The following is a 21,633-nucleotide window of genomic DNA, read 5'->3' as shown; positions in this document are numbered from 1 at the left end:
GTGGTATAATCATCCGTGACAATGTTGATAATCTCAGATGAGGTAATGCGATGATCACTCTCTATCACGCGGGTTATGTGACAATAGAAAAACCGGATGTCCATTTTGGCAGAAAAAATGCCGACTTTGGGCAGGGCTTCTATACTACCGATGATCCTGAATTTGCATGCAGATGGGTCAGGGAGAAGTCCGGTTCAGACATAATCATCAATCGTTATGAGCTTGATGAAAGCGTGCTGAAGATTAAAACTCTTGAAAGAAACAGCGAGTGGTTTGAGTATATTTTTGCCAACAGAAGAGTAAAGCCGGATGTCTTTGCGGACTACGATCTGATCATCGGGCCTATAGCAAATGATACGATCTATGAAACTTTCGGCATCATCACCAGTGGATTCTTGTCCGAAGAAGAGGCGATGAAGCTTCTGATGGTGGGCGATTTTTCAAGGCAGATAGTCCTTAAGAGCGAGAAGGCAGTCGAGCATTTGAGATTTGTATCTTCTGAGATTTTGGGAAAAGAGAAAATTGAAATCAGTCGGAAGAAATACCTTGAGGATAACGAAAAATTCCAGGCGGAGTTCGCGAAAGCGATGAAGGAATTTGAGTAAGCGTAGATTTTTTGAAATCAGGAAGAAGCTTTTAGGAAATAGTTTGAAATATTAATGAATGGGAGGCATTAGAAAAATGAGCAACTTTTTAGAACTTGCAAAGACAAGAAGAAGCGTAAGAACTTTTGATGGAAATATGCCGAGCGCGCAGGTCCTGGATGAACTGAAGACGTTTGCTGAAAATATCGAGAACCCTTATGGAGCAAAGATTAGATTTGTATTCCTGAACGCAGAGGAAAACAAGCTTTCAAGCCCGGTGCTTTCCGGTGAGAAGGTCTATGTGAGCGCGGTGACAAGTAATCAGGAGCATGTTGAGGAAGCTTATGGGTACAGTTTTGAAAAGCTCTTGATGAAGGCTCATGAGCTGGGGCTCGGAACTGTATGGATTGGCGGAACCATGCCAAGAGAAAAGTTTGAAGCGGCGTCCGGTCTTGGAGAGGGTGAGCTCATGCCTTGCATAAGTCCGCTCGGCACCACAGCAAAGCGGATGTCTGTAAAAGAGACACTCATGAGAAAAGGTGTGAAGGCTGATTTCCGCCACAAATTTGAGGAGCTGTTCTTTGTGGGAGATTTTGGCACACCCATGAGCGAGGAGTATGCAAAAGAGCATGGCTTATACGAGGCTCTCGAGGCGGTAAGGATTGCACCTTCAGCTGTAAACAAGCAGCCCTGGCGAGTTGTAATTGCCGGAGACAAGGCACATTTTTATGAAAAGCATGACAAGGGCTTCACGACTCCCGACTATGATCTTCAGAAGATAGATGTCGGAATTGCTATATACCACTTCGAAAGCCAGCTCATCTCTGAGGGCAAGGCACCTGAACTAATTGTACAGGCTCCGGCAATCACTGCACCTGATCAGATGGACTATGTGGCAACCTATAAGATATGATTTACGATCGTACGATTTACCTGACATAAAGAAATTGTTAAAAATGACAGATATTTGATATAAAAACACTCATGCATATCGTACACTCTGTTTCAAGATGCTGAAATCAATTGTTTCCGGGTTGAAAGGAGTACGAAGGAAATGAGTAAGAAAATCAGGCTTAGTCCAGATCAGGTTAAGGACTTTGTAAGAGCAGCTTCAAAATGCGACTTTGACGTAGATATTTCCTACAATCATCTGACTGTAGACGCTAAGTCTCTACTTGGAGTTTTTGGAATGAATTTCAGATATCCGCTTAAGGTTAGCTATAGAGGATATAATCAGGATTTTGAGAATTATCTTGCAGAGCATGTGGTGGCATAAAAGTTGCGCAAGTTGCGCAAATTTATGCTGCCTTTTTTGTGATTATTCAACAAAATTTTCAGAAGGATTATTGTGACTTAATCCGATAGAAATACCAACTCTTTGAATGCTATACTAACAGTACATTGATTGCGCAATCGGTTGCGCAACTTTTGCGCAAAAAAGGGTATTGCAAAAAGGGAGGTATAAAGTGAGAAAGGATAGTTTAAAGCGAAAGGTGACAAGGGGGATAAGCGTCACCGTCATGGCACTGGTGGCATTGGCACAGATCGGAACATCTGCATGTGCTGCAGAAGAGAATGAAATTACAGGAGAAGAAACTCCGGTCGATGCAGAAATTTTCGTTGAAAAGGTGCCCGGATGTGATGAGGATTTTATCACCGGTGTCGATGTTAGTTCTTATATCGCACTGAAAAATGGTGGTATAAAGTTTTACAATTATGAAGGGGAGGAACTTGATGACCAGGGATATTTTAATTTCCTTAGTTCTTGCGGAGTTAATTTTGTGCGTCTGCGCGTATGGAATGATCCTTGCGATGAGAATGGAAACGGCTATGGAGGAGGGAACTGCGACCTTGAAAAAGCTAAACGAATTGGACAGTGGGTCACAGATGCGGGAATGAGAGTTCTCATAGATTTCCACTATTCTGATTTTTGGGCTGATCCCGGAAAGCAGACTGCACCCAAGGCGTGGGCAGATCTGGGGACAGATGAAAAGGCAGCAGCACTTAAGGATTATACAAAAACAAGTCTTAACACACTTCTTGAAGCCGGTGTCGACGTAGGCATGGTACAGGTTGGAAATGAGACTAATAACGGAATTGCCGGAGAGAGCGGGAACGCCGGTATGGTGAAAATGTTTGCCGCAGGAGCTGAAGGTGTCAGGGAGATATCGGAAGAAACAGGAAAGGACATACTCGTAGCAATCCATTTCACTAACCCTGAGAGCGGCAGATATTCAGGATATGCAAAAATGCTTGAGGATGGCGGTGTTGACTATGATGTATTTGCATCTTCCTACTATCCTTACTGGCATGGAACTCTTGATAATTTGAACATCGAACTTAGCAAAGTTGCTGAAAAATATGGAAAGAAAGTTATGGTCGCAGAGACCTCCTATGTATATACACTTGAGGACGGAGATGGCTGTGAAAATACAGAATCACAGGGCGACTATGATGGGGGAAAAGAGCCCTTCAATTTTGATGTATCACCTCAGGGACAGGCTGACTCGGTAAGGGCGGTAGTTAATGCAGTTGCGTCAGCGACTGGTGGTATTGGCGTATTTTACTGGGAACCCGCATGGCTTCCGGTTAACCAGGATAAAAAGGATGAACTTGGCGAGGATGAATTCCTTGCTGCAAATAAGGAGAACTGGGAAACCTACGGAACAGGCTGGGCATCAGACAATGCAGCCGGCTATGACAAGGATGTGAATAGATGCGGCGGCGGTGGCGGAGCTGTTGTTGAAAATGAGGCATGGTTTGACTTTACAGGACATCCTCTGGCATCCGCAAAAATGTATAGCTATATGCGAACCGGTGCGAAGGCTGAACTTAAGATAACAGAAATCAGTGCAGATAAGATCACTGCAGAATATGGAGAAGAGATAAAACTGCCTGAAACAGTTACGGTAAAATACAACGACAATACTTCAAAAGAAGTGACGGTTGTATGGAACAGCGAAGAATTGGACGCTGCGAAGAATGCCGGCGCCGGTGAGTACACAATCACAGGAACGGCGGAGGTTGACGGTGAACAGGTGGAAACAACCTGCAAACTGGAAATAAAGGCTAAAAACTACCTTGTTAATCCGGGCTTTGAAGAAGGAAATACGGGATGGGAATTAACACCCAGCGTAGAGACAAATGAAATTGCCATAAAACAGGATACTTCAAATACCCACTCGGGTGAGTGGTGCATGAAGTTCTGGTACGGAACCGCTTTCGATTTCGATATTAAGCAGACAGTTACTCTTGATAAAGGTATATATAGCCTTGCCGTATTTTTAGAAGGCGGGGATGCCGGTGAGAGTGATGAATTCAAGCTTTATGCAATCCTTGACGGTGAGGAAATATCAGAAGCTACTACGCTAAATGGTTGGCAGGAGTTTACTAATCCTACGATAAGCAATATTGTGATCAAGGAGGATAGTACAGAGCTGACAATTGGCGCATATACTAAAGCCTCTGCAAAGTGTTGGGGAGCATGGGATGATTTTGCATTGACAAGGATAGGCAATATCCAGGAAAATAGTGAGGAAGAACCCAAGGAAAATTCAGCTACCACAGAGACTACTGAAAGCAAAGATAAAACTGAAAACAATAGTAAATCCGAAAATGCACCAACTGAAGAAAATAAGACTTCAGGCACAACCGGAATCCAGGAGAATAAAACTCCCACAGTGGATACACCCGCAGAGGAGACTGAGGTAAAGGTTACTAAGGTTAAGCTTAACAAAAAGAAGAAGACTCTGAAGGTTGGCAATAAGTATCAGCTCAAGGCAACAGTCAAGCCTACTGATGCAACAAATAAAAATGTGACCTGGAAGAGCAGCAACAAAAAGGTCGCTAGAGTTAGCAGGAGCGGAAAAGTTACTGCCGTATCTAAAGGAAAGGCTACCATAACAGTAGTGACCAAGGACGGAAAATTTAAAGCAAAGTGCAAAATAACGGTTAAGTAAAAAACATGGCAATAACAAAGACAATGACGGAGGGAGCTCCCTGGAAACACATCCTTAAGTTCTCCCTTCCGGTTCTTGCAGGATCACTTTTGCAACATCTTTTCATCCATACTGCGTGCAGTGGGGGACAGTGCAGCGACGTGCAGGATTGCTTTGATTAATATAGTGCTTTCCATGTACATCCCACTGTTTGGAGTATTCCAGGGAACCGGCCACAGCGGAATCCCGACCATTGTTGCAACCTGTGCACTGGGCATCAGAGTTGTAGTTGTATATCTGTTCCGCTACAGCGATATTTTCGGACATACTATCATCTGGTGGAACGGAATTTTTGGCTTTGGCCTCGGATTCATGATAACATGGAGTTACTACCTGAGCGGTAAGTGGAAGAGCACGAGATTTTCGCGCTAGAGTGAATAATTGTAAGAGGCTATTATGGACAGAAAGAACCAATTAAAATATATATTACAGATGCAGATGGCACAGATGCTTTATGGAAGAAACGGTGTGGATGCCCTTGTGAAAACCTGCAGCGCCTTGGCAGTAATTCTGATGTTTATAAACATTTTTTTTAATAACACAGTAATTTACTTCATGTGGGTGGGACTTGCAGCCTACGCTATTTTCAGAATCATATCAAAGAATATACCTAAGAGGCATGCTGAAAATCGGAAATTTCTTGAAGTCACATCACTGCCGAGAAAACGTGTGAACTTCATGAAAATGCAATGGAGGGACCGTTCCACGAGCAGATATTATATCTGTACAAAGTGCAATCAGCAGATAAGAGTACCGCGCGGAAAGGGCAGAATTGAGATTAGATGCCCCAGGTGCTCAAACAAATTCATCAAAAAGACTTGATGGAGAATTAAATATATGCAAGCAGCCCATAGACCTTTCCCGGCGGGAAGGTCTATTTTTTTTATCCTTTTTTTATAGAATGATAATGGTTTTGTACAGTATTTGTTGCAATACTTTAACTATGAGTAATGTGGAGATTTTATGGCCTGAACGGGCTTAATGCATATTCCTGACAACAGGGGGTCAGAGGTGAAAAGAGGGCTGATAATAACAATAAATCTTTTAATAATGGGATTTATTCTGTTCTTTATCATCAGGTATGCGAACGCTAAGGCAGAAGAGAGCAACAAGAATGAGATTATTGCCTTTGAAAAGATGACCGTGACTACAAATCAGATCATCACCAATTACCTTGAGGATGAACAGCATCTTTGTGATGTCTGGGCGAATTATATCAATCGCTCAGCGGAAGATGGCGCCCCGATGACAGCAGAGGATGCTGTATCCTATATCAGGAAGGCTAAGAGTTCTTCGGAGATAGAGGGGCACCTTATCTTTCTTGACAGTCCCGGACGGGAAGGTCTCTCTACAACGCCCACAGTGTCTGATCCAAGTGACTATTCGGTTACTTACAAGAATATAAATATCTTTGACAACATAGAAAGTGAGAGCGATTCAAACGGCACTGTCAGTCTGACAAGAGCCTACACAAACCCCATGAACGGAGTGCAGTCCATTGCATTTTTAAATAATGTTACTGTTCTTGAAGAAGAGGGAGGTGCGCCAAAGGAAGGTCTTTTGATGCGCGTTGTTCCTTTGAGTCGCCTTGAGCAAAAGCTTGTTTTCCTAAAGGGTGAGTACGAGAATGTTGAGATAAGTCTCGTCGACAAGAAAGGTAATTACGTCGTTCATGGAAAGTCCTTTAAGAACAGCAATTTCTTTGAGTACTACAAGTCATATAATGCGGCCACGGCAGAGGAATATGAGCATGTGACCAAAGAGATAGCCAGTGGCACAGGAACCATGACTATCAAGAACTTTAAGAAAGAGGACTGCATTTTATCTTATACGCCTCTTAAGACTATGAAGACATGGGTTCTGCTGGCGTATATTCCGGCGAAAGATCTTGAGGCAAACCGTTCGATAGACTGGCTGCTTCTTGGCATAGCATCCCTTGGATTTTTAGTTCTTTTAATATTCAATTCGATTGTCATGATGATCTACAACCGCGAGCTGTCAGAGGCTGCGAAGCAGGCGAATCAGGCAAATGAGGCCAAATCCAACTTCCTATCCACCATGTCCCATGACATCCGTACGCCGATGAATGCGATACTTGGCTTGAACGAGATGGTTCTAAGGGATTCCAAAGATGACAATATCAGAATGTATGCGGAGAGCATCAGAACTGCGGGAAGTACGCTCCTTGGCATCATCAACGATATTCTTGATTTTTCCAAAATTGAAGCGGGAAAAATGGAAATAATCAATGTTGATTACAGCTTTGTTTCGCTTCTAAATGACCTTATAAACATGGTTCAAAAGAAGGCAGAAGACAAAGGGCTCTTCTTTAAGCTGGACGTAGACAAAGATATTCCTATGGTCCTTAACGGAGACGAGATCAGGATCAAACAGGTCATCATCAACATTCTCTCAAATGCAGTTAAATACACCAAGGAGGGAGGCATAACCTTCTCCGTAAAGGCGAACAAGCTTCAGGACAAGCCGAATGCGGTCATGCTCAGAGTAAGTGTAGCTGACACCGGCATAGGCATAAAACCCGAAGATCTTGATAAACTGTTTGTCGCTTTCCAGCGTATTGAGGAAAAACGGAACAGGAACATCGAAGGAACAGGCCTTGGAATGACTATCGTTCAGAGATTCCTCGATATGATGGGCAGTCGACTTGAGGTTCAGAGCGAATATGGTAAGGGCTCGGTTTTTTCCTTTGAACTTGAGCAGAAGGTCGTAAAATGGGATCCAATCGGCGATTACGAGGAGGCCTTCAGACGTTCATCAAGTATGCTTAATAAGTATCATGAAAAGTTCACGTCACCGGATGCGAGAGTACTTGTGGTAGATGATACTGCTGTTAATCTCACGGTGTTTGTAAACCTGCTTAAGAGGACCGGGATCCAGATAGATACTGCGGAAAGCGGTGATGAATGCATATCGCTTTTTAGAAGTAAGAGTTATGACGTAATTTTCCTGGATCACATGATGCCGGATAAAGACGGTATAGAGACACTCATGGAGATGAAGGAAATAACCGATACACCTAATATGGGGGTTCCTGTAATCTGCCTTACTGCCAACGCGATATCCGGTATGCGCGAGATGTACACAAATGCCGGATTCGATGACTATCTCACGAAACCTATTGATGCCGAGCGGCTGGAGATGATGCTGCTGCAGTATCTTCCGGAGGATAAAGTGACTATCGCATCTGAAAATGGCGATGCTGACGAGAATGAGCTTCCGGATTTTCTGTATGGAATAAAGGGGCTCGACGCAGATGCTGGTATGGATTACTGCGGCGATGCCGAGGATTATCTTATGGCTCTTGAAACGTTCCTTGGCAGTGCGGATAAGAAGGCCGAAGAAATTGAGAAATTCTGGGCTGAGCGAGATATCAAAAACACAACTGTAAAGGTTCACGGGCTTAAGAGTTCCTTCCGGGCGATAGGTGCGCTGAAGCTCTCCGAATTTGCCGCGGAGCTTGAGAAGGCCGGAAACGACGGCGATACAGACAGACTGGATAAAGATCTTGGCGAACTGATTTCCGGATACAGGGAGCTGGTGAAAGAGCTGGAACCTTTAAATGATCTGTAGGATGTGAATAACTATTGACTGACCTAAGGAATCTTCCGCAAGTGGAGTGCTCTTAGGTCCGGAAGAGAGGTAATTCTTATGAAAAAAACTTTGAGAATGGTAGTTTCTTTGGGCATGGTCATTATGCTTCTTTTACAGGGCTGTGGCAGCCCAAAGAAAGGGGACGCGCCTTTTGCTCCGAAGTACGACAAGGATACTGAGTTCTCATTAACCGTTGCGGGCAGTTACGGTAACTTTGAGTCGCTTGAAGCAGAATTTGAGCGCTTCTACGAATACTATCCGAACGCCAATCTTCAGTATGTAACGATGGATGATTATAAAAATGTCATCCCCAGCGCTCTCGTAAGCAGTGAGCCGCCGGATATTTTCACTACAAACGGCTCGATGATCGGTGACGAAAAGTATGATGCCATGTTTGAAGCTTGCGAGGTTTTCTCCGACTCTTCCGTGGGTATCGATTATTCATGCATCAGGGATTCTCTGATAAGAACAACGGATTCGGGCGATGTTGTTATGCTTCCGATTTTCACTACATCCTATGGAATGCTTGTCAACATGGATATCTTTGAAAAAGAAGGGCTGAAGGTTCCGAATAATTTTAAGGAGCTTATGGATGTCTGTGCCAAGCTTAAAGCTGCAGGCTATGAATCTCCCGTGATGGGACCTGACGTGTTCAGCGGATCGGGACTGTTTAACTGTTTTGCCTATCCGATGTTTGCATATGATGTAATGAAGAACAGTGATAAAGTCGACGCTCTTAATAATTTGGAGTCGGCATCGGGAGAGATGATGAGGCCTGCTCTTGAGAGGCTTTCTGAATTTGTTAACTCTGACTGCATAGATATTGCAAAATGTCAGGAGGAGATAACCGACGAATATGAAGCGGTTATCATGCGATTTTTCGAGGGCGATGTACCTATGATGCTTGCCACAGGTGATGTGGTTTCGGGAACGGGCAAGAGAGAGAGCAAATCCGATGCCTTTACCGCAAATCCTTTTAAGTACAGATTCTATACCGCGGCTGCAGGTGACGATGGCGGTTATTTCATCAATTCCATCAGCATTTGCTTTTCAGTTAACAAAAACAGCAGGAATCTCGACATGGCCAACGAATTCATGAGATTCCTGATCAGCAAGAAAGAGCTCAGTAACATGGCAGCGTCCAAGCGCCTGATCACACCTATAGATGATTTTTCGACTGATGAACTTTATTCGTCACTTGCGGATATACCTACAGACAGGAGCTTCAGCGACAAGGAGACCGGCCTTATGGATCCTGCGGTCAGACAATTCAGGGCTGCGATATATGCAGTCGGCAACGGAACCATGACAGTGGATGAGGCTGTTGCTGCGTACGGAAATATTCCGGAGGAATGAAGGAGGAAATAGAAAAAGTATCTAAAACACAGATGAGCGTTCAATAACAAAGAGAAGTTGCTAGTAAGTTTCGTAACTCCGTGTTTATTTATCAAATTGGAAAATTATAGCGTGCCATATTGCGTTTCTGAATATACATAATATCGACCGGTTTTAATATCATATTCTTATCAGATAAGTGTAAAACGATACAGAATAAGTGAATCGTATCGGCTTTACAGTTTGTTGTGATAAAAGTGTGATATAAGGATTGGTAATATATCACCATAAGAAACAGAAAGCAGGGGTGGTAGCTATGAAGAAGGTATTTGTAAAAAGAATCGCAATGGTAGTTGCAGTAATGACAATCGTTTTAGGTTTTGGTTTTGCTACAAACATGAAGGTAGCTGAGGCTAAGTCACAGATGATGGAAATAACATGTCCTCACTGCCATGAAAACACAACAGTAGATGTTATGCTGGATGATGTTACATGCAGCCACTGCCATGAAAATATCCATATTGATGGTTGATAAAATACAAACAAGAAGAGCAATTCTTCTTTAAAACTCCTAATTCTATATAACCAAAGATGCCCTGATCAGAGATGGTCAGGGTATTCTTTTGGGGAAAGATTCGTGTATAATGGAGTTCAGTAATGTTTTCAGAAGGAAGTGAAGGAACAGAAATGAAGGACGAAATCATACTTGATGAAAAGAAGCTGGCGCTGCTTGATCTGATCGACAAGGCAGGAAAAGGAAGCATAGAGGCAGCAGAGCAGGTAGCTGAAGCATATTTTAAGGGAACCTATGAGGGAAAGCCGAACCTCGCAAAAGCTAAGAAGTGGGCTTCTTATGCCGCAAAGCATGGGAGTGAGAAGGCTGCAGCGATACTGAAGGAAATATCAGAATAAGAAAGAGGGTATAGATTATGAATGAAAAGAAGCTTTACAAGAGTCATGATAAAAAGTTGTTCGGTGTATGCGGCGGCATAGCTGATTATTTTGGTATTGATCCCACATGGGTTCGAATCGGTATGGGGCTCGCGGTATTCTTTACGGGAATCGGAATCCCTGCGTATATCATAGCAGCACTGGTTATGGATGATGACCCCAAGTATATCGAGGATAAGTCCTATAACGATAGGTCCTATGACGATAGCAGGGTAGTCGATAGTACTGCCACATTTGTGGATGATGAGCCTGCCGGTTATCAGCAGGCCCAGCAGTATGAGAGTGATGAACCGATTGGATTTAATCCTTATGATGGAGATAGATGATTTATTATAGGTACATATCGTCAATTCCAATTAGCTTACAATCTGTGGCATGTTCTTTCACATACTTTGAGAAGCCTCCAAGTGAAAAAATACATAATATAGGATTGGTAGCAGGAAGATATTTTACTTTATCCATAAGATTTTCATAATCACTTTTTTCAAATGGGGTTTTTTTGAATTTACATTCGCCTATAAGTTTTATGTTCTTTCCATCTTTTCCAAGCAGATCTATCTCGATCTGCTTTTGCTTTCTGTCCTCATCAAGAACAGAATCCTGATAGTCTGTAATCTCAGTGAGAAGTGGTAGAGCATCCTGTCCGGCATGCATCAGTAGGTATTCCTTTGCCATTTTCTCAAAGATTTTTTCCATGAAATCATGCAAATGATCTTTAACGTTTGCCCTATAATATGCTTCGCCGTTATCAGCGTTGATAAGACTGGTAGCTCTGTTTACATAACGGAACCAAAATTCAAGCATACTGTCATTCAGAACATAATAGGGTTTCTTTGATATTCTCTTCTCAAGTATTTCTGCATTCGTCAGAACTTTCAGCGGATAGGTCACATCATCAGACCCGACACAGGAAGCAATTTCACTATTCTTTGTATGACCGGTGGCAACAGCGGAAATAATGGAATTGTATATCGCCGGACTCTGTCTGTCGCTTGTCACAACAGTCTTTATCTGCTCTTCTGAAAAATAGCCACCAATAGAATAGAACTGTTCAATGATATTGTCCTCAAGGCTCTCAGAGGTATTGAACTGCTCAATGTATTTTGCCACACCGTTAGAGAGGCCATAGCAGATGGCTTTTTCCTCATTTGAATATCCATCAAGGAACTCGGCAGTCTCAAGATAGTTGAAAGGCTTAAGTTTAAGTTCAAGATCACTTCTTCCATGAAGAGGTGCAGACTCAGCAAGAACTTCATCCTTCATAAAACTTACGAGAGAGCCGCAGAGTATGAAGAACATCTTGCCGTTTTTCCATTTTGTATCAATCTCTTTTTGAAGCACAGATTGGATATAGGGACACGGTTTTCCAGATATGGATATTTATCAATAAAAAAGATGATTCGCTCATTTTCAGCTCTCTTTCCGACAAAATCAAAGAGCTTTTCAAAACTGTTGAAGCTGATATCTCCAAGCATATCAGGAGCAAGCGCAGTAAGTACCGATTCCGTCATCAATGACAACAATTCAGTTTCACCGCGTTCTACGGATGTAAAGGATATGCTCTTACAATCATGTTCGCTTATGAACTTGTTTATGAGTTTGGTCTTTCCAATCCTTCGTCTTCCATAGAGGACAGTCATAACGAATCCGTCCTGCTTATATTTTTTATCAAGTATCGTAAGTTCTGTAGTTCTTCCCCTGAAAATGTCCTTCATGACAGTCCTCTCTTTTACCAAAGTGGATTTCACCGAAAAGGATTTCGGCGAAATGGATTTCGGTTAATTATTATTGTCTATATACTGACGTAAAAAAGCAAGAATAGTTATAAAATGACAGGACTATGTCCGGAAATTTATATGTACATTGTTTATACAAATTTAAGATTGATGCCTAACGGAATATAGTAAAATTTAGGAAACAACTTTAAGGTGCGAGGGGGAATAGGCTCATGAAGTATAGTATTGACACATACAGGCTTTACTCAAGTGAAAAGATTTTTTCATTTTGTATAAGAGTAAGGGTGACAATGAAAGATGAAGTAGATATTGATGTACTTAGAAAGTCCGTCAATACAGCTATGCAGCGCTATCAATACTTTGCAAAAGAAGTGGCTCTCGGAGAGGATGGCGGATACGATCTTATCCCAAATAAAAGAGATGTTGTGGTGCTTGAGACACCGGAAAAGCTTCCGGATCTTTGCAGCGAAGAAGTGAACAGGCATCTCCTTTATTTGGACTGCAAGGGAAGGGATATCTTTTTTAACATAAGCCATTCTATGTGCGGCGGAAAAGGCATGATGCCTTGGATCCAGACTACCCTGTATCAATATGTTGCCGATAAATACAGCATTATTCCCGATGCGCCGGGCATTAGAAAACCTGACAGTGAGCTTCTTCCCGGAGAAACAGATGAACCGACCATAGATATGCTTCTTGATGAAAAGCCCATATATACATACAAGAGTAAAAATCCTGTTGTAATGCTGCTGGACTACTTAAATGGTATGTTCAATCCTTTTATGCGGGATCCAATTTACTATCAGTTTACGTTTGAACAGAGTGATATTATGGCTTTTGCCAAGCACAATGATTCAAGTGTCGCGGCTTTTTTCCTCATGACCTTAGCCATGGCGCTTAACAAAGTTCTTCCGGACAAATATAAGATTATTGGGGGCGAGACAGCTCACTTTCCGGGTGCTGACATTGGGCTTCCAAGCAGTTATCATGATCTGCTAAGCCATGTACATATAGATTATGACAGGAAATATTTTGACTATGACATTGATAAGCTTGGAACCTACACCCGCAGCCAGATAATTCTTCAGACTGATCCAACCGTAAGTAACTACCAACTTCGTAAGCGTTTTGACTTTTTAGAGGAAATAGATAAGATATCCGGTCAGAAGAACAAGATAGCTGCTTATGCACAAAAAGACCCCTCCAAGGGCAAGGAGGCTCAGCACGGAACCTTTATATCGAACTATACAGGCTGGGCTGACTTTGGAGAAGTTGCGGATTATATAGAGTCATATTTCGCGATGGTGGACGGACATCTTCTACTGGAGGCATTGTCCATGTCAGATAAGATTTTCCTATCATTTATGCAACTGATCAGAGATACAAAATATGTGAACGCTTTCTGTGAAGTCATGGACGACCTGGGTATTTCTTACAAAATGGAAGGACCTTTTCCCAATATCAGACCGAAACACCGGCTGCCTCGCCAGTAAAAATGCATCATGTATAGTGTGTGATAATTGTGTGATATTTCAAGGAGTATGATGATATCAGAACAAAGGACAAGGGCAGCCGAGGTAGCGACGCTTTATCGAGGCAGGCCCGATGTCAAAAGGACGAAGCAGCCAGCGAAGGTAGCGATGCTTTACCGGAGCGAAGGCCAAGGTCCTGCGGTTCAGTTTGAGGGGAGAGATATCCAGGGCGGCGCACGCTTCACCCGATGGTATCACAATAAAAAAATCATCTACAGCAGCGGCGAATTTTTCACCTAAGCCAAGGGATGCGACACTGAAAAAAGCCGGCGGAATGACGCCGGCTTTTTTCAGTGGTATGAGATATAATTATCTGAAATTTAAGATGAATTTTATAAATATATAAAGTATGGAGTTTATAATTATTATGGGGCTTGTTTTAGCCCTTTTTATGTTTTGGAGACTAAAAATTCGGAGGTGCAAGATGGCATTTTTGAATGAAGTTGGAAAAGCTATTGGTAAAGCATCGCAGGGAATTAGTGATGCTGCTCAAACGATAGGTGAAACTGCTAAAGAAACTCGCGAAAATATTGCTCGTGAACGACAGGAGAAAGAGAGAGAAAAGGAAAATCAAAAGTTTGCGGAACAAGAAAAAGCAGCAGAAATAGCTAGAAAATGTCCTCATTGCGGAGAAGTGCTAAAGGCATTTCAAACAATATGTCCTGCATGTGGATTAACTACTGTGGGATATGGGGATGTTTATGCAACAAGCTCAATTGGTAAGCTTATTACTATGATTTCTGCTGTTTTAGGAATAGCTATTGTGGCGCTTCCTGCAGGAATCATAATTGCAGGTTATCAAGATGAATTGGAAGAGCAAAAAAGGTTAAGCGGGAATAAAAACAAATAGTATGATGGATATTTATAAGGGGGATTATCGATGAAAGTTGGTCTTCGTACTCCATCAATTAAAAAGTCTTTTAAGGCTAGGACAACCGGAAAGTATAAGCGCAAGCTCAAAAGATTGGCAAACCCATTCTATGGTAAGAAAGGGATGGGATGGATAAAAAATCCATCAAGAGCATTTAAAAATAAGATATATCATAAGACTACTTTTTCTGCGAAGAGTGCTATTAAAGGTACATCCAACATATTCGGCGCTATCCTATATTATTGTATAGTAATTCCTGTTAAATGGACGGCTATTATTATGTTCTACATGATGAAATATTTGTTTCTATTGATGGTATGGATTTGCGTTGCCCTTTTTAATTGTATTGTTTGGTTAGTTGAAACGATTATTAATATGAGGAGAGAAGATCCTCCTGTAGATGACATCGCTAAAATAAACTATGGAGTAAGAAACGAGGGTATGGCAGATAAAACGGTTCCCTTTAGAGAAAACAATAACCTACCAAGGTGAATATTTCAGCCGTAGATGTTGAGAAGGCAACTAAGGACGAGGATTTTTATCTGCAGATGCTTGAGGAATATAAAAATAGATAATAAGAAACAAGGCTGACATTTCCGTCTCTGAAACCGTTTTTGTGAGGTACAGGTGCTGGAGATGAATGAGGTTCTACCTCTTGAGTGAGAAGGAGGACAATTATTTATGACAATTGCAATGGCAAATGATCATGCAGGTGCGCAGATGAAGGAAGAAATCAAAAAGTACCTGATTTCTGAAGGGTATGAAGTGAAAGACTTCGGAACGTATGATGATGAATCATGCGATCTTTCTGATTTCGTTTATCCGGCGGCATTGGCTGTAGCAAAGGGGGAGTGTGACAGAGGAATCTTTTGTGATGGAGTTGGGTATGGAAGTGCCCTTATCGCAAATAAGATAAACGGTTGCTATGCTGCTGTATGTCAGGATCCGTTATGTGCTACTCTTGCCAGGCAACATACAGATTCAAATATCCTTTGTCTCGGAGCCAAAATAATTGGTGGGCTCATGGCTATGGAAGTTGTGAAAACGTGGCTTACGACCGAACCTTTGATGGAAGAAAAATATCGAAGAAGAGTTCAAAAGGTTTGTGATATAAACGATAAGCATTGCGTACCGGTTAAATAGGAATATATAGAAAGTGTTTGGGCATTGAGTGAGACGGTAAGATATGGGAATCATTGATGGATTACTAAATAAAATAAGGCCTAAAGGTACTCCGGCAGAGTCTTCAGATGATTATTATGAATACTGCCCCCACTGTTATGCAACGCTCTCTCTCCAGAAAGGCTACGATCCTTCTCTGAAATACTGGGTTTGCAAAGGCTGCGGGGAGATGTTGATAAATCCTGATATAGAATCGGATATAGTATGGATCTGTGATGAGTGCGGTGCAGTTATGAATGAGCAGGAGGGATTTAGCGAAGAGACTCCCGAATGGAAATGCACGGAGTGTGGATTCGTTAACAAAATAGATCCCAGCGAGATATATCTTACCGAAGATGAATTTCAAGCAGAGGCAAGGAGTCCGTATCGAGGATTGTCTGATGAGGATATTCTTGAATTGTCGCTATACCAGGAGCAGGAATATATAGGTGGTAAGGAGAATGTCATTCTTGTAAAACATCGGGAAACCGGGGAGCTTTTTATAAAAAAACTCCTCACAATTTACAATAAGAGCATATATGCTTATCTTATGGATCACCCGGTATCAAACATGCCTCGGGTTATCAAAATGTATGAGAGCAGCAACTGTCTCGTGGTGATTGAAGAATATATCAAGGGAAAGACGGTTGAGGCAATTTTGGAAAGTGGTCCCATATCTGAGAAAAAGGCAGTGCATATCACTGGAGAAGTATGTCGGATTCTGGATGTTCTCCATAATTTATCGACGCCGATTATCCACAGGGATGTAAAGCCGTCCAACATAATTATTGATGATAATGAGAATGTGTATCTTCTGGATATGAATGTTGCTAAGTGGTTTGACCCGGATAAAGCGGATGATACGAGATACATGGGAACGCAGTATTATGCTGCTCCCGAGCAGGTTGGTTATGGACTATCTGCATCCTCTGCAAAGTCAGATATCTATGCGGTCGGGATGTTACTTAATGTAATGATAACTGGGAAGTTTCCTAAGGAAGAGAAGGCAGCAGGTGCTGTATGGAATGTTATTGAGCGGTGCATAAGTCTGGATGCGGAAAACAGATATACAGCCAAGGAGCTTATTGCTGAACTTAAAAAATTGAAGGATAGAAAAAGTGCAGAAGAAGCCTACAGATGAACTAAATGATATTCTTGAAAATATGAGGCCGGATCAGCTTGATTCCTATCTGAAGGATAACAGCAAGTACATGGCTGATAATAAGAAAGCATTTTACTATTATATGAAGGATATTCTGGATGAGAAGAATATCAAGTTGAAGGATGTCTATTCTTTTGCCGGAGTGTCTGAATCATATGGCAGTAAGATAGTCACGATGGAAAAGCATACAAAGGACAGAGACCTGATAATAAGGCTTTGCCTGGCGGGACATTTTAACTGGGATGAGACCAATAGGGCTTTAAAACTGTATGGAATGACAGAATTATATGCCAAGGATCCAAGGGACGCGTGCATTATTGTAGCCATAAACAATAGAATATTTGATCAGTATGAAGTAGATGATCTGCTGACAAAACAAGGGTTGAAGAAAATTACAGCAGATGAACAATAGTACAATTTGATTGATTTCCCCACCATTTCGGTGGGGATTTTTTGTGCCCGGAATTGATAAATTAAAAGTAGAAGTACAGAAAATGCTTACGCAGCGTAAACAAAAAGTAATTTGATAAGGACAATCCCAGTACTTACCATAAAAATAGGAGATATGACGGCATGGGGGATAAGGTGAATTTAGGACAGTTTATTTCATCACGAAGAAAATATATGAGGCTTACACAGGAAGAATTAGCAGACAAGATAGGAGTTTCCAAGTCTGCTGTAGCTAAATGGGAGACAAACGGAGGACTTCCAGATAGAGATAATCTTCATCGTTTGGCCGAAATCATGAATGTTTCAGTAGACGATTTGCACAGGATAATTGAACATGCAGGGACCAGAGAGGCGGATTTGAATATAAATATCACACCGGAAGTAATAGCTATTCTTGAGTCATATGGCTATAAAGTCATACGGCCTGATGAGGAAAGAGGTGAATGATAATGGGAATACAATTTTTATCTGTAAAGTGCCCGGAATGTGGGGCAAATCTTTCAATAGAGAATGGCAGGGAATCAGCATTCTGTTCGTATTGCGGGGCCAAAGTCATTGTCAATAACGAGAATGAGCATATTTATCGAAATATAGACGAGGCCAGAATCAAGGAGGCTGAAACGGATAGGTTGATAAAACTAAAGCAGCTTGAAATGGAGGAGAAGGAAAGTGTTTCCAGGAAGGTGCTCATAATTGTATGGCTTATAGCAACAGCGATATTGCTCCTGCTTGGAATCATAGGAATGTCCATTAATAATTCTGGAATGGGGTTATGCATTATCCTTGCCATGAACGTTGGAGGATGGGGAGCACTATTCCTATTCGCAAATAAAAAGAATAATAGGAGAATTATAGCCGGTGCTAATGAGGCTGTCATTTCTAGTGCGATGGCGGACAATTCTAATAAAAACTATAGCAGCATAGCTATATTGTTCAGAGGAGCAGGCTTTTCAAATGTAACAGTGGTGCCATTACATGATCTTAATGTATTTAATCAAATGAAAAATGGTCAGGTGGAGTCGGTTACGATCGATGGTAATAGTGAGTTTGAGGAAGGGGATGTTTTTTCTAAAAATGCGAATGTGTTGATCACCTATCACTGCAGATAGGAGAAAGGAGCATGATATGGCATTTTGTCCAAACTGTGGTAAAGAGGTCAAGGATGGCGAGAAGTTCTGCACCAATTGCGGTGCGGCATTGGGAAATAATGGTCCCGGTTTAAATCAACAACCTGTTCCTACTTACAACTCAACACCCCAAATTTCTTATGTGAACAATAATCCCGTACAAAAGAAAAAAGGTAAGAAGGGATGGATAGTAGCAGTTGTACTGATTATTCTGATCGTAGCAATTGCAGGAGGATCGAAGCGTAAAACCTCTCAGGAAAACAAAAATATAGAAAAAGCATCAACAATTGTCGACAGCAATGACAACAAGGCGGTATCCAAGGAAGAGAAGACAGTCGAGCAGCAGAAATCATCCGATAGTAAAGCTTCAGAGGAGAAAGAACAGAAGCAGGAGGAACTGAAGGAAGAGGAAGTGGCGGAAGAGGAAGTGGCGGAAGAGGTAGCAAAGGAAGAAGCGAGTGTAGAAGAACCACAAGAAGAACCCGTAAAAGAGGAAGCGGAGTCGGATGCCGTGGATCCTAACCTAAAGGCTTTTTTGGATTCTTATGAGAGCTTTATGGATGATTATGTGGCCTTTATGAAAAAGTATCAGTCAGGAACCGGGGATGCATTAAGTATGCTGACTGAGTATACCGACATGTTGACCAAGTACCAGGATTTCTCTGATAAGATAAATGCTTATGACACTAACAAAATGTCAGATGCAGATTACAAGTATTATATGGAAGTGACTACAAGGGTGCTGAGTAAAATGTCGTCACTGTATTAAAAATGGCCTGACATCATTATTTGCATGTTCATTTGATGATGGGGATTGCGAGGTTATGACATGATAGATGCGAACCAGGCTTATGCATTATTTAAAAGCGTAGTTGATTTTCCCTTAACTTGTATGGTTAAGAATGGATTAAGTGATGATGCCTGGAGCAGGACATGGGTTAAGGCTTAATGACTCTCATCTCCGCAACTCAAGCCTGGAGGAACCTTTTACGACCAAGTACAGGGAGCAATACAACCAACTGCTCCTCATTCTCACGTGGTTATCATAAATAATTATAAATAAAATACGCATAACAAAAGAATGGCCTATCCGTGTCATCATTACGGTTAGGCCATTCTCTATACATAAGGGAGATAATAATTTCTCTATTGTTGTACGAGTTATAGTACACGTCAGGGAGTATTCTGAGTGTATTGCTGAGGGGGATAGAAAGTAATGTAAGGAGATATATGGAATGGCCGAAAAAGACATGAGTGAAAAAACGCTGGAGGAGCTGAATGATGTATTTGCGGATATAGTGAATACGTTGTTGTTTGATGGGGATGGTGTAATCACAGAAGATGCTCTTTCAGAATCAAATCCGTACAGTAATTATACTGCTAATGGTAAAATACGGGAGCAGGAGCGGGATGTAGTAAAGTATTGGAATAATAATATGCTGCATATAGCAAAAGTGGGATTTGAAAACGAAACCACAGAGGATGCGGATATGCCGCTTAGAGTACTAAGCTATGATGGTGCAGCATATAGGAGCCAGTTCTCACCGCAAAATAATGATTCCAGATTCGCGGTTACCACTATTGTGTTATACTTTGGGTATAAGAAGAGATGGACGGCAGCAAAAAGTATATATGAGAGGGTAGAGGTACCGGATAGGCTAAGGCCTTTCGTACCTGATTATCCTATAAATCTGTTTGAAATAGCATATCTGACTGATGAGCAGGTTTCAAAGTTTAAGAGTGATTTTTGGTTTGTTGCGGACTATTTTGTCCAGATGAGGAAGACGGATAAATATATTCCTCCGACGGACAAAATAACGCATGTATCAGAGTTGCTGGGACTTATGTCAGCATTGACCGATGACAGGAGATTTGTAGAAGTGGCAGAGGATGTTAAGAAAAAGGAGAAACAGAATATGTGTACAGTATTAGATGAAATTGTTGCAAAGGGAAAAGCAGAAGGAATAGCAGAGGCAAGAGAAGAAATACAAGATGTTTATAGTTGGCTTTTTAGTATGGGAAGAGGGGCAGATGTTGAGAAGGCAACTAAGGACGAGGATTATTATCAGAAGATGCTTGAGGAGTATAAAAATAGATAATAAGAAACAGGGCTGGCGTTTTATCGCCAGCCTTTTATAGTTAGTGTAACAGTATTTATTGTCCTTGTTATAACTGCTTTGCTATAATCAATTCCCAGGGGGAGAGGAAAACAAGGATGGAAAAAGTTTAAATGAAGAACAGACTATTTGGGAAAAAGACACTTGGATGTATAGCAATTGTAGGGGCACTGATGACTGCTATGACGGGGTGCACATCCAAAGCAACTGATGGGGATGTTGCCGGTAAAGAAGTGGACAATGAAATGATTCAAGATATTTTGGATGGACAAAAGTATTATGTGCCTTTTGGCTATAAGGGTGAGGAAAGGACCTCTGAAGCGGATAACAGTATACATTATACAGAGAAGACTGCGAAGGATGCGGCTTCGGATAATCCATCAGCTTCGAGTTTATATAACTATCTTATTAATTCGGAGATATTAAATGGATAGAAATAATCTATACAACCCCGGCGAAGAAATTGTGGAAACCGACAGGCTTATAATGAGACGATTAAGGCCTGAGGATTATCTTGCAATGGCTGCATGGGATATGGATGAAAGAGTATTTAAATATTTGATGGGTTCTGTATGTAAGGCTCCTGAGGATCCGCTTGTTTGGCTTCCGAAGAAGGATCCTACATCCAAAATCAATATCCTTATGCTGGTTATCGATAAAGAGGATGGGCATGCAGTTGGTATATATGCATTAAATCACGATGTCGATAGAGATGTTTGGACATTATCATACGTTAATCGATTTGATGATTGGGGAAAGGGATATACTACAGAAGGAATGAAGGCACTCATGGATCACGCGGTTAATGCTTACGGAGCACATTCCTTTGAAGGAGAATGCGCAAAAGAAAACGTGGGCAGTGCAAAAGTTTTAAAAAGACTTGGATTCGCATATGACCATAGCTCTTCATATTCCAAGAATGATGGAAGCGCTACGTTTGAATCTGATGTATATATTTTTAATTTGACTATGGATATAGAAGAAATAAAGGATTAGT

27 protein-coding genes are annotated in these 21,633 nt (G+C 41.6%); 25 read left to right on the top strand and 2 right to left on the bottom strand.

What is annotated here, in order from left to right; all coding sequences use genetic code 11:
• The first annotated feature begins 50 nt into the window (after positions 1-50).
• The 12 genes from G596_RS0115950 (at position 51) to G596_RS25895 (ending at position 10,806) form a co-directional block, all read left to right on the top strand.
• On the top strand, positions 51-605 hold the full coding sequence (locus G596_RS0115950) for a DUF3990 domain-containing protein (protein WP_022762827.1): 555 nt from the start codon (positions 51-53) through the stop codon (positions 603-605).
• 76 nt (positions 606-681) lie between these two features.
• A complete protein-coding gene (locus tag G596_RS0115945; RefSeq protein WP_022762826.1) occupies positions 682-1,497 on the top strand; it encodes a nitroreductase family protein in 816 nt (271 codons plus the stop codon).
• A 141-nt stretch (positions 1,498-1,638) separates the two neighbouring features.
• Positions 1,639-1,860 (top strand): HPr family phosphocarrier protein, encoded by a 222-nt coding sequence (locus G596_RS0115940; protein WP_022762825.1) that lies wholly within the window; start codon positions 1,639-1,641, stop codon positions 1,858-1,860.
• A 190-nt stretch (positions 1,861-2,050) separates the two neighbouring features.
• Complete coding sequence (locus G596_RS25620) at positions 2,051-4,543, top strand: glycosyl hydrolase 53 family protein (RefSeq protein WP_155829322.1); 2,493 nt, start codon at positions 2,051-2,053, stop codon at positions 4,541-4,543.
• Positions 4,544-4,548: 5 nt separating this feature from the next.
• Positions 4,549-4,704 carry a hypothetical protein gene (locus G596_RS25005; RefSeq protein WP_022762824.1) on the top strand — a complete coding sequence of 52 codons (156 nt, stop codon included), beginning with the start codon at positions 4,549-4,551 and terminating at the stop codon, positions 4,702-4,704.
• Positions 4,697-4,954, top strand: coding sequence for a hypothetical protein (locus tag G596_RS0115925; protein ID WP_022762823.1), 258 nt, complete (start codon positions 4,697-4,699; stop codon positions 4,952-4,954). The genes G596_RS25005 and G596_RS0115925 overlap by 8 nt, the downstream gene beginning before the upstream one ends.
• Positions 4,955-4,978: 24 nt before the next feature.
• The gene (locus tag G596_RS0115920; RefSeq protein WP_022762822.1) at positions 4,979-5,404 is read left to right on the top strand and encodes a hypothetical protein; all 426 of its coding nucleotides are present in this window, start codon (positions 4,979-4,981) and stop codon (positions 5,402-5,404) included.
• 189 nt (positions 5,405-5,593) lie between these two features.
• Positions 5,594-8,173, top strand: coding sequence for an ATP-binding protein (locus G596_RS24040; protein ID WP_049944871.1), 2,580 nt, complete (start codon positions 5,594-5,596; stop codon positions 8,171-8,173).
• A gap of 78 nt (positions 8,174-8,251) precedes the next feature.
• Positions 8,252-9,550, top strand: a complete 1,299-nt coding sequence (locus tag G596_RS0115910) for an ABC transporter substrate-binding protein (RefSeq protein ID WP_022762820.1) — start codon at positions 8,252-8,254, stop codon at positions 9,548-9,550.
• A 295-nt stretch (positions 9,551-9,845) separates the two neighbouring features.
• Positions 9,846-10,061 carry a DUF2614 family zinc ribbon-containing protein gene (locus tag G596_RS0115905; RefSeq protein ID WP_022762819.1) on the top strand — a complete coding sequence of 72 codons (216 nt, stop codon included), beginning with the start codon at positions 9,846-9,848 and terminating at the stop codon, positions 10,059-10,061.
• A 125-nt stretch (positions 10,062-10,186) separates the two neighbouring features.
• Positions 10,187-10,441 (top strand): hypothetical protein, encoded by a 255-nt coding sequence (locus G596_RS0115900; protein ID WP_022762818.1) that lies wholly within the window; start codon positions 10,187-10,189, stop codon positions 10,439-10,441.
• A gap of 17 nt (positions 10,442-10,458) precedes the next feature.
• Positions 10,459-10,806 (top strand): PspC domain-containing protein, encoded by a 348-nt coding sequence (locus G596_RS25895; RefSeq protein ID WP_022762817.1) that lies wholly within the window; start codon positions 10,459-10,461, stop codon positions 10,804-10,806.
• Between the two features lie 4 nt (positions 10,807-10,810).
• Here the strand turns inward: G596_RS25895 and G596_RS0115890 are convergent, their stop codons facing one another.
• Together G596_RS0115890 and G596_RS0115885 are read right to left on the bottom strand one after the other, a co-directional pair.
• Positions 10,811-11,821 carry an ATP-binding protein gene (locus G596_RS0115890; RefSeq protein ID WP_155829318.1) on the bottom strand — a complete coding sequence of 337 codons (1,011 nt, stop codon included), beginning with the start codon at positions 11,819-11,821 and terminating at the stop codon, positions 10,811-10,813.
• Positions 11,749-12,195: an ATP-binding protein gene (locus G596_RS0115885; protein WP_022762815.1), complete on the bottom strand. Its 447-nt coding sequence runs from the start codon at positions 12,193-12,195 to the stop codon at positions 11,749-11,751. Before G596_RS0115885 ends, G596_RS0115890 begins: the two co-directional genes overlap by 73 nt.
• Before the next feature lie 233 nt (positions 12,196-12,428).
• Between G596_RS0115885 and G596_RS0115880 the strand changes: the two genes are divergently transcribed.
• The 13 genes from G596_RS0115880 (at position 12,429) to G596_RS24020 (ending at position 21,632) form a co-directional block, all read left to right on the top strand.
• The gene (locus G596_RS0115880) at positions 12,429-13,709 is read left to right on the top strand and encodes a hypothetical protein (protein ID WP_022762814.1); all 1,281 of its coding nucleotides are present in this window, start codon (positions 12,429-12,431) and stop codon (positions 13,707-13,709) included.
• Positions 13,710-13,896: 187 nt separating this feature from the next.
• The gene (locus tag G596_RS25000) at positions 13,897-14,094 is read left to right on the top strand and encodes a hypothetical protein (RefSeq protein ID WP_155829316.1); all 198 of its coding nucleotides are present in this window, start codon (positions 13,897-13,899) and stop codon (positions 14,092-14,094) included.
• A 78-nt stretch (positions 14,095-14,172) separates the two neighbouring features.
• On the top strand, positions 14,173-14,598 hold the full coding sequence (locus G596_RS0115870) for an ion channel (RefSeq protein ID WP_022762812.1): 426 nt from the start codon (positions 14,173-14,175) through the stop codon (positions 14,596-14,598).
• Between the two features lie 30 nt (positions 14,599-14,628).
• On the top strand, positions 14,629-15,111 hold the full coding sequence (locus G596_RS25890; RefSeq protein WP_022762811.1) for a hypothetical protein: 483 nt from the start codon (positions 14,629-14,631) through the stop codon (positions 15,109-15,111).
• Between the two features lie 189 nt (positions 15,112-15,300).
• Positions 15,301-15,762 carry an RpiB/LacA/LacB family sugar-phosphate isomerase gene (locus G596_RS0115855; RefSeq protein ID WP_022762810.1) on the top strand — a complete coding sequence of 154 codons (462 nt, stop codon included), beginning with the start codon at positions 15,301-15,303 and terminating at the stop codon, positions 15,760-15,762.
• 43 nt (positions 15,763-15,805) lie between these two features.
• The gene (locus G596_RS24030) at positions 15,806-16,921 is read left to right on the top strand and encodes a protein kinase domain-containing protein (protein ID WP_022762809.1); all 1,116 of its coding nucleotides are present in this window, start codon (positions 15,806-15,808) and stop codon (positions 16,919-16,921) included.
• The gene (locus G596_RS22515; protein ID WP_022762808.1) at positions 16,899-17,354 is read left to right on the top strand and encodes a hypothetical protein; all 456 of its coding nucleotides are present in this window, start codon (positions 16,899-16,901) and stop codon (positions 17,352-17,354) included. The genes G596_RS24030 and G596_RS22515 overlap by 23 nt, the downstream gene beginning before the upstream one ends.
• 161 nt (positions 17,355-17,515) lie before the next feature.
• Entirely contained in the window at positions 17,516-17,839 is a 324-nt protein-coding gene (locus G596_RS24025) for a helix-turn-helix domain-containing protein (protein ID WP_022762807.1), read from the top strand.
• A 2-nt stretch (positions 17,840-17,841) separates the two neighbouring features.
• Positions 17,842-18,501, top strand: coding sequence for a zinc ribbon domain-containing protein (locus G596_RS0115835; protein ID WP_155829314.1), 660 nt, complete (start codon positions 17,842-17,844; stop codon positions 18,499-18,501).
• A gap of 16 nt (positions 18,502-18,517) precedes the next feature.
• A complete protein-coding gene (locus tag G596_RS0115830) occupies positions 18,518-19,288 on the top strand; it encodes a zinc ribbon domain-containing protein (protein ID WP_022762805.1) in 771 nt (256 codons plus the stop codon).
• A gap of 466 nt (positions 19,289-19,754) precedes the next feature.
• Positions 19,755-20,618 carry an Rpn family recombination-promoting nuclease/putative transposase gene (locus G596_RS0115820; RefSeq protein WP_022762803.1) on the top strand — a complete coding sequence of 288 codons (864 nt, stop codon included), beginning with the start codon at positions 19,755-19,757 and terminating at the stop codon, positions 20,616-20,618.
• Positions 20,619-20,749: 131 nt separating this feature from the next.
• Positions 20,750-21,070, top strand: coding sequence for a hypothetical protein (locus G596_RS0115815; RefSeq protein WP_022762802.1), 321 nt, complete (start codon positions 20,750-20,752; stop codon positions 21,068-21,070).
• Positions 21,063-21,632 carry a GNAT family N-acetyltransferase gene (locus G596_RS24020; RefSeq protein WP_022762801.1) on the top strand — a complete coding sequence of 190 codons (570 nt, stop codon included), beginning with the start codon at positions 21,063-21,065 and terminating at the stop codon, positions 21,630-21,632. The genes G596_RS0115815 and G596_RS24020 overlap by 8 nt, the downstream gene beginning before the upstream one ends.
• Position 21,633 lies beyond the last annotated feature (1 nt).

This window comes from Butyrivibrio sp. AD3002, assembly GCF_000420905.1.
Classification (GTDB): Bacteria; Bacillota; Clostridia; order Lachnospirales; family Lachnospiraceae; genus Butyrivibrio.
Note: the sequence above shows the minus strand (reverse complement) of the source record. Positions and strands in the feature narration are given on the sequence as shown.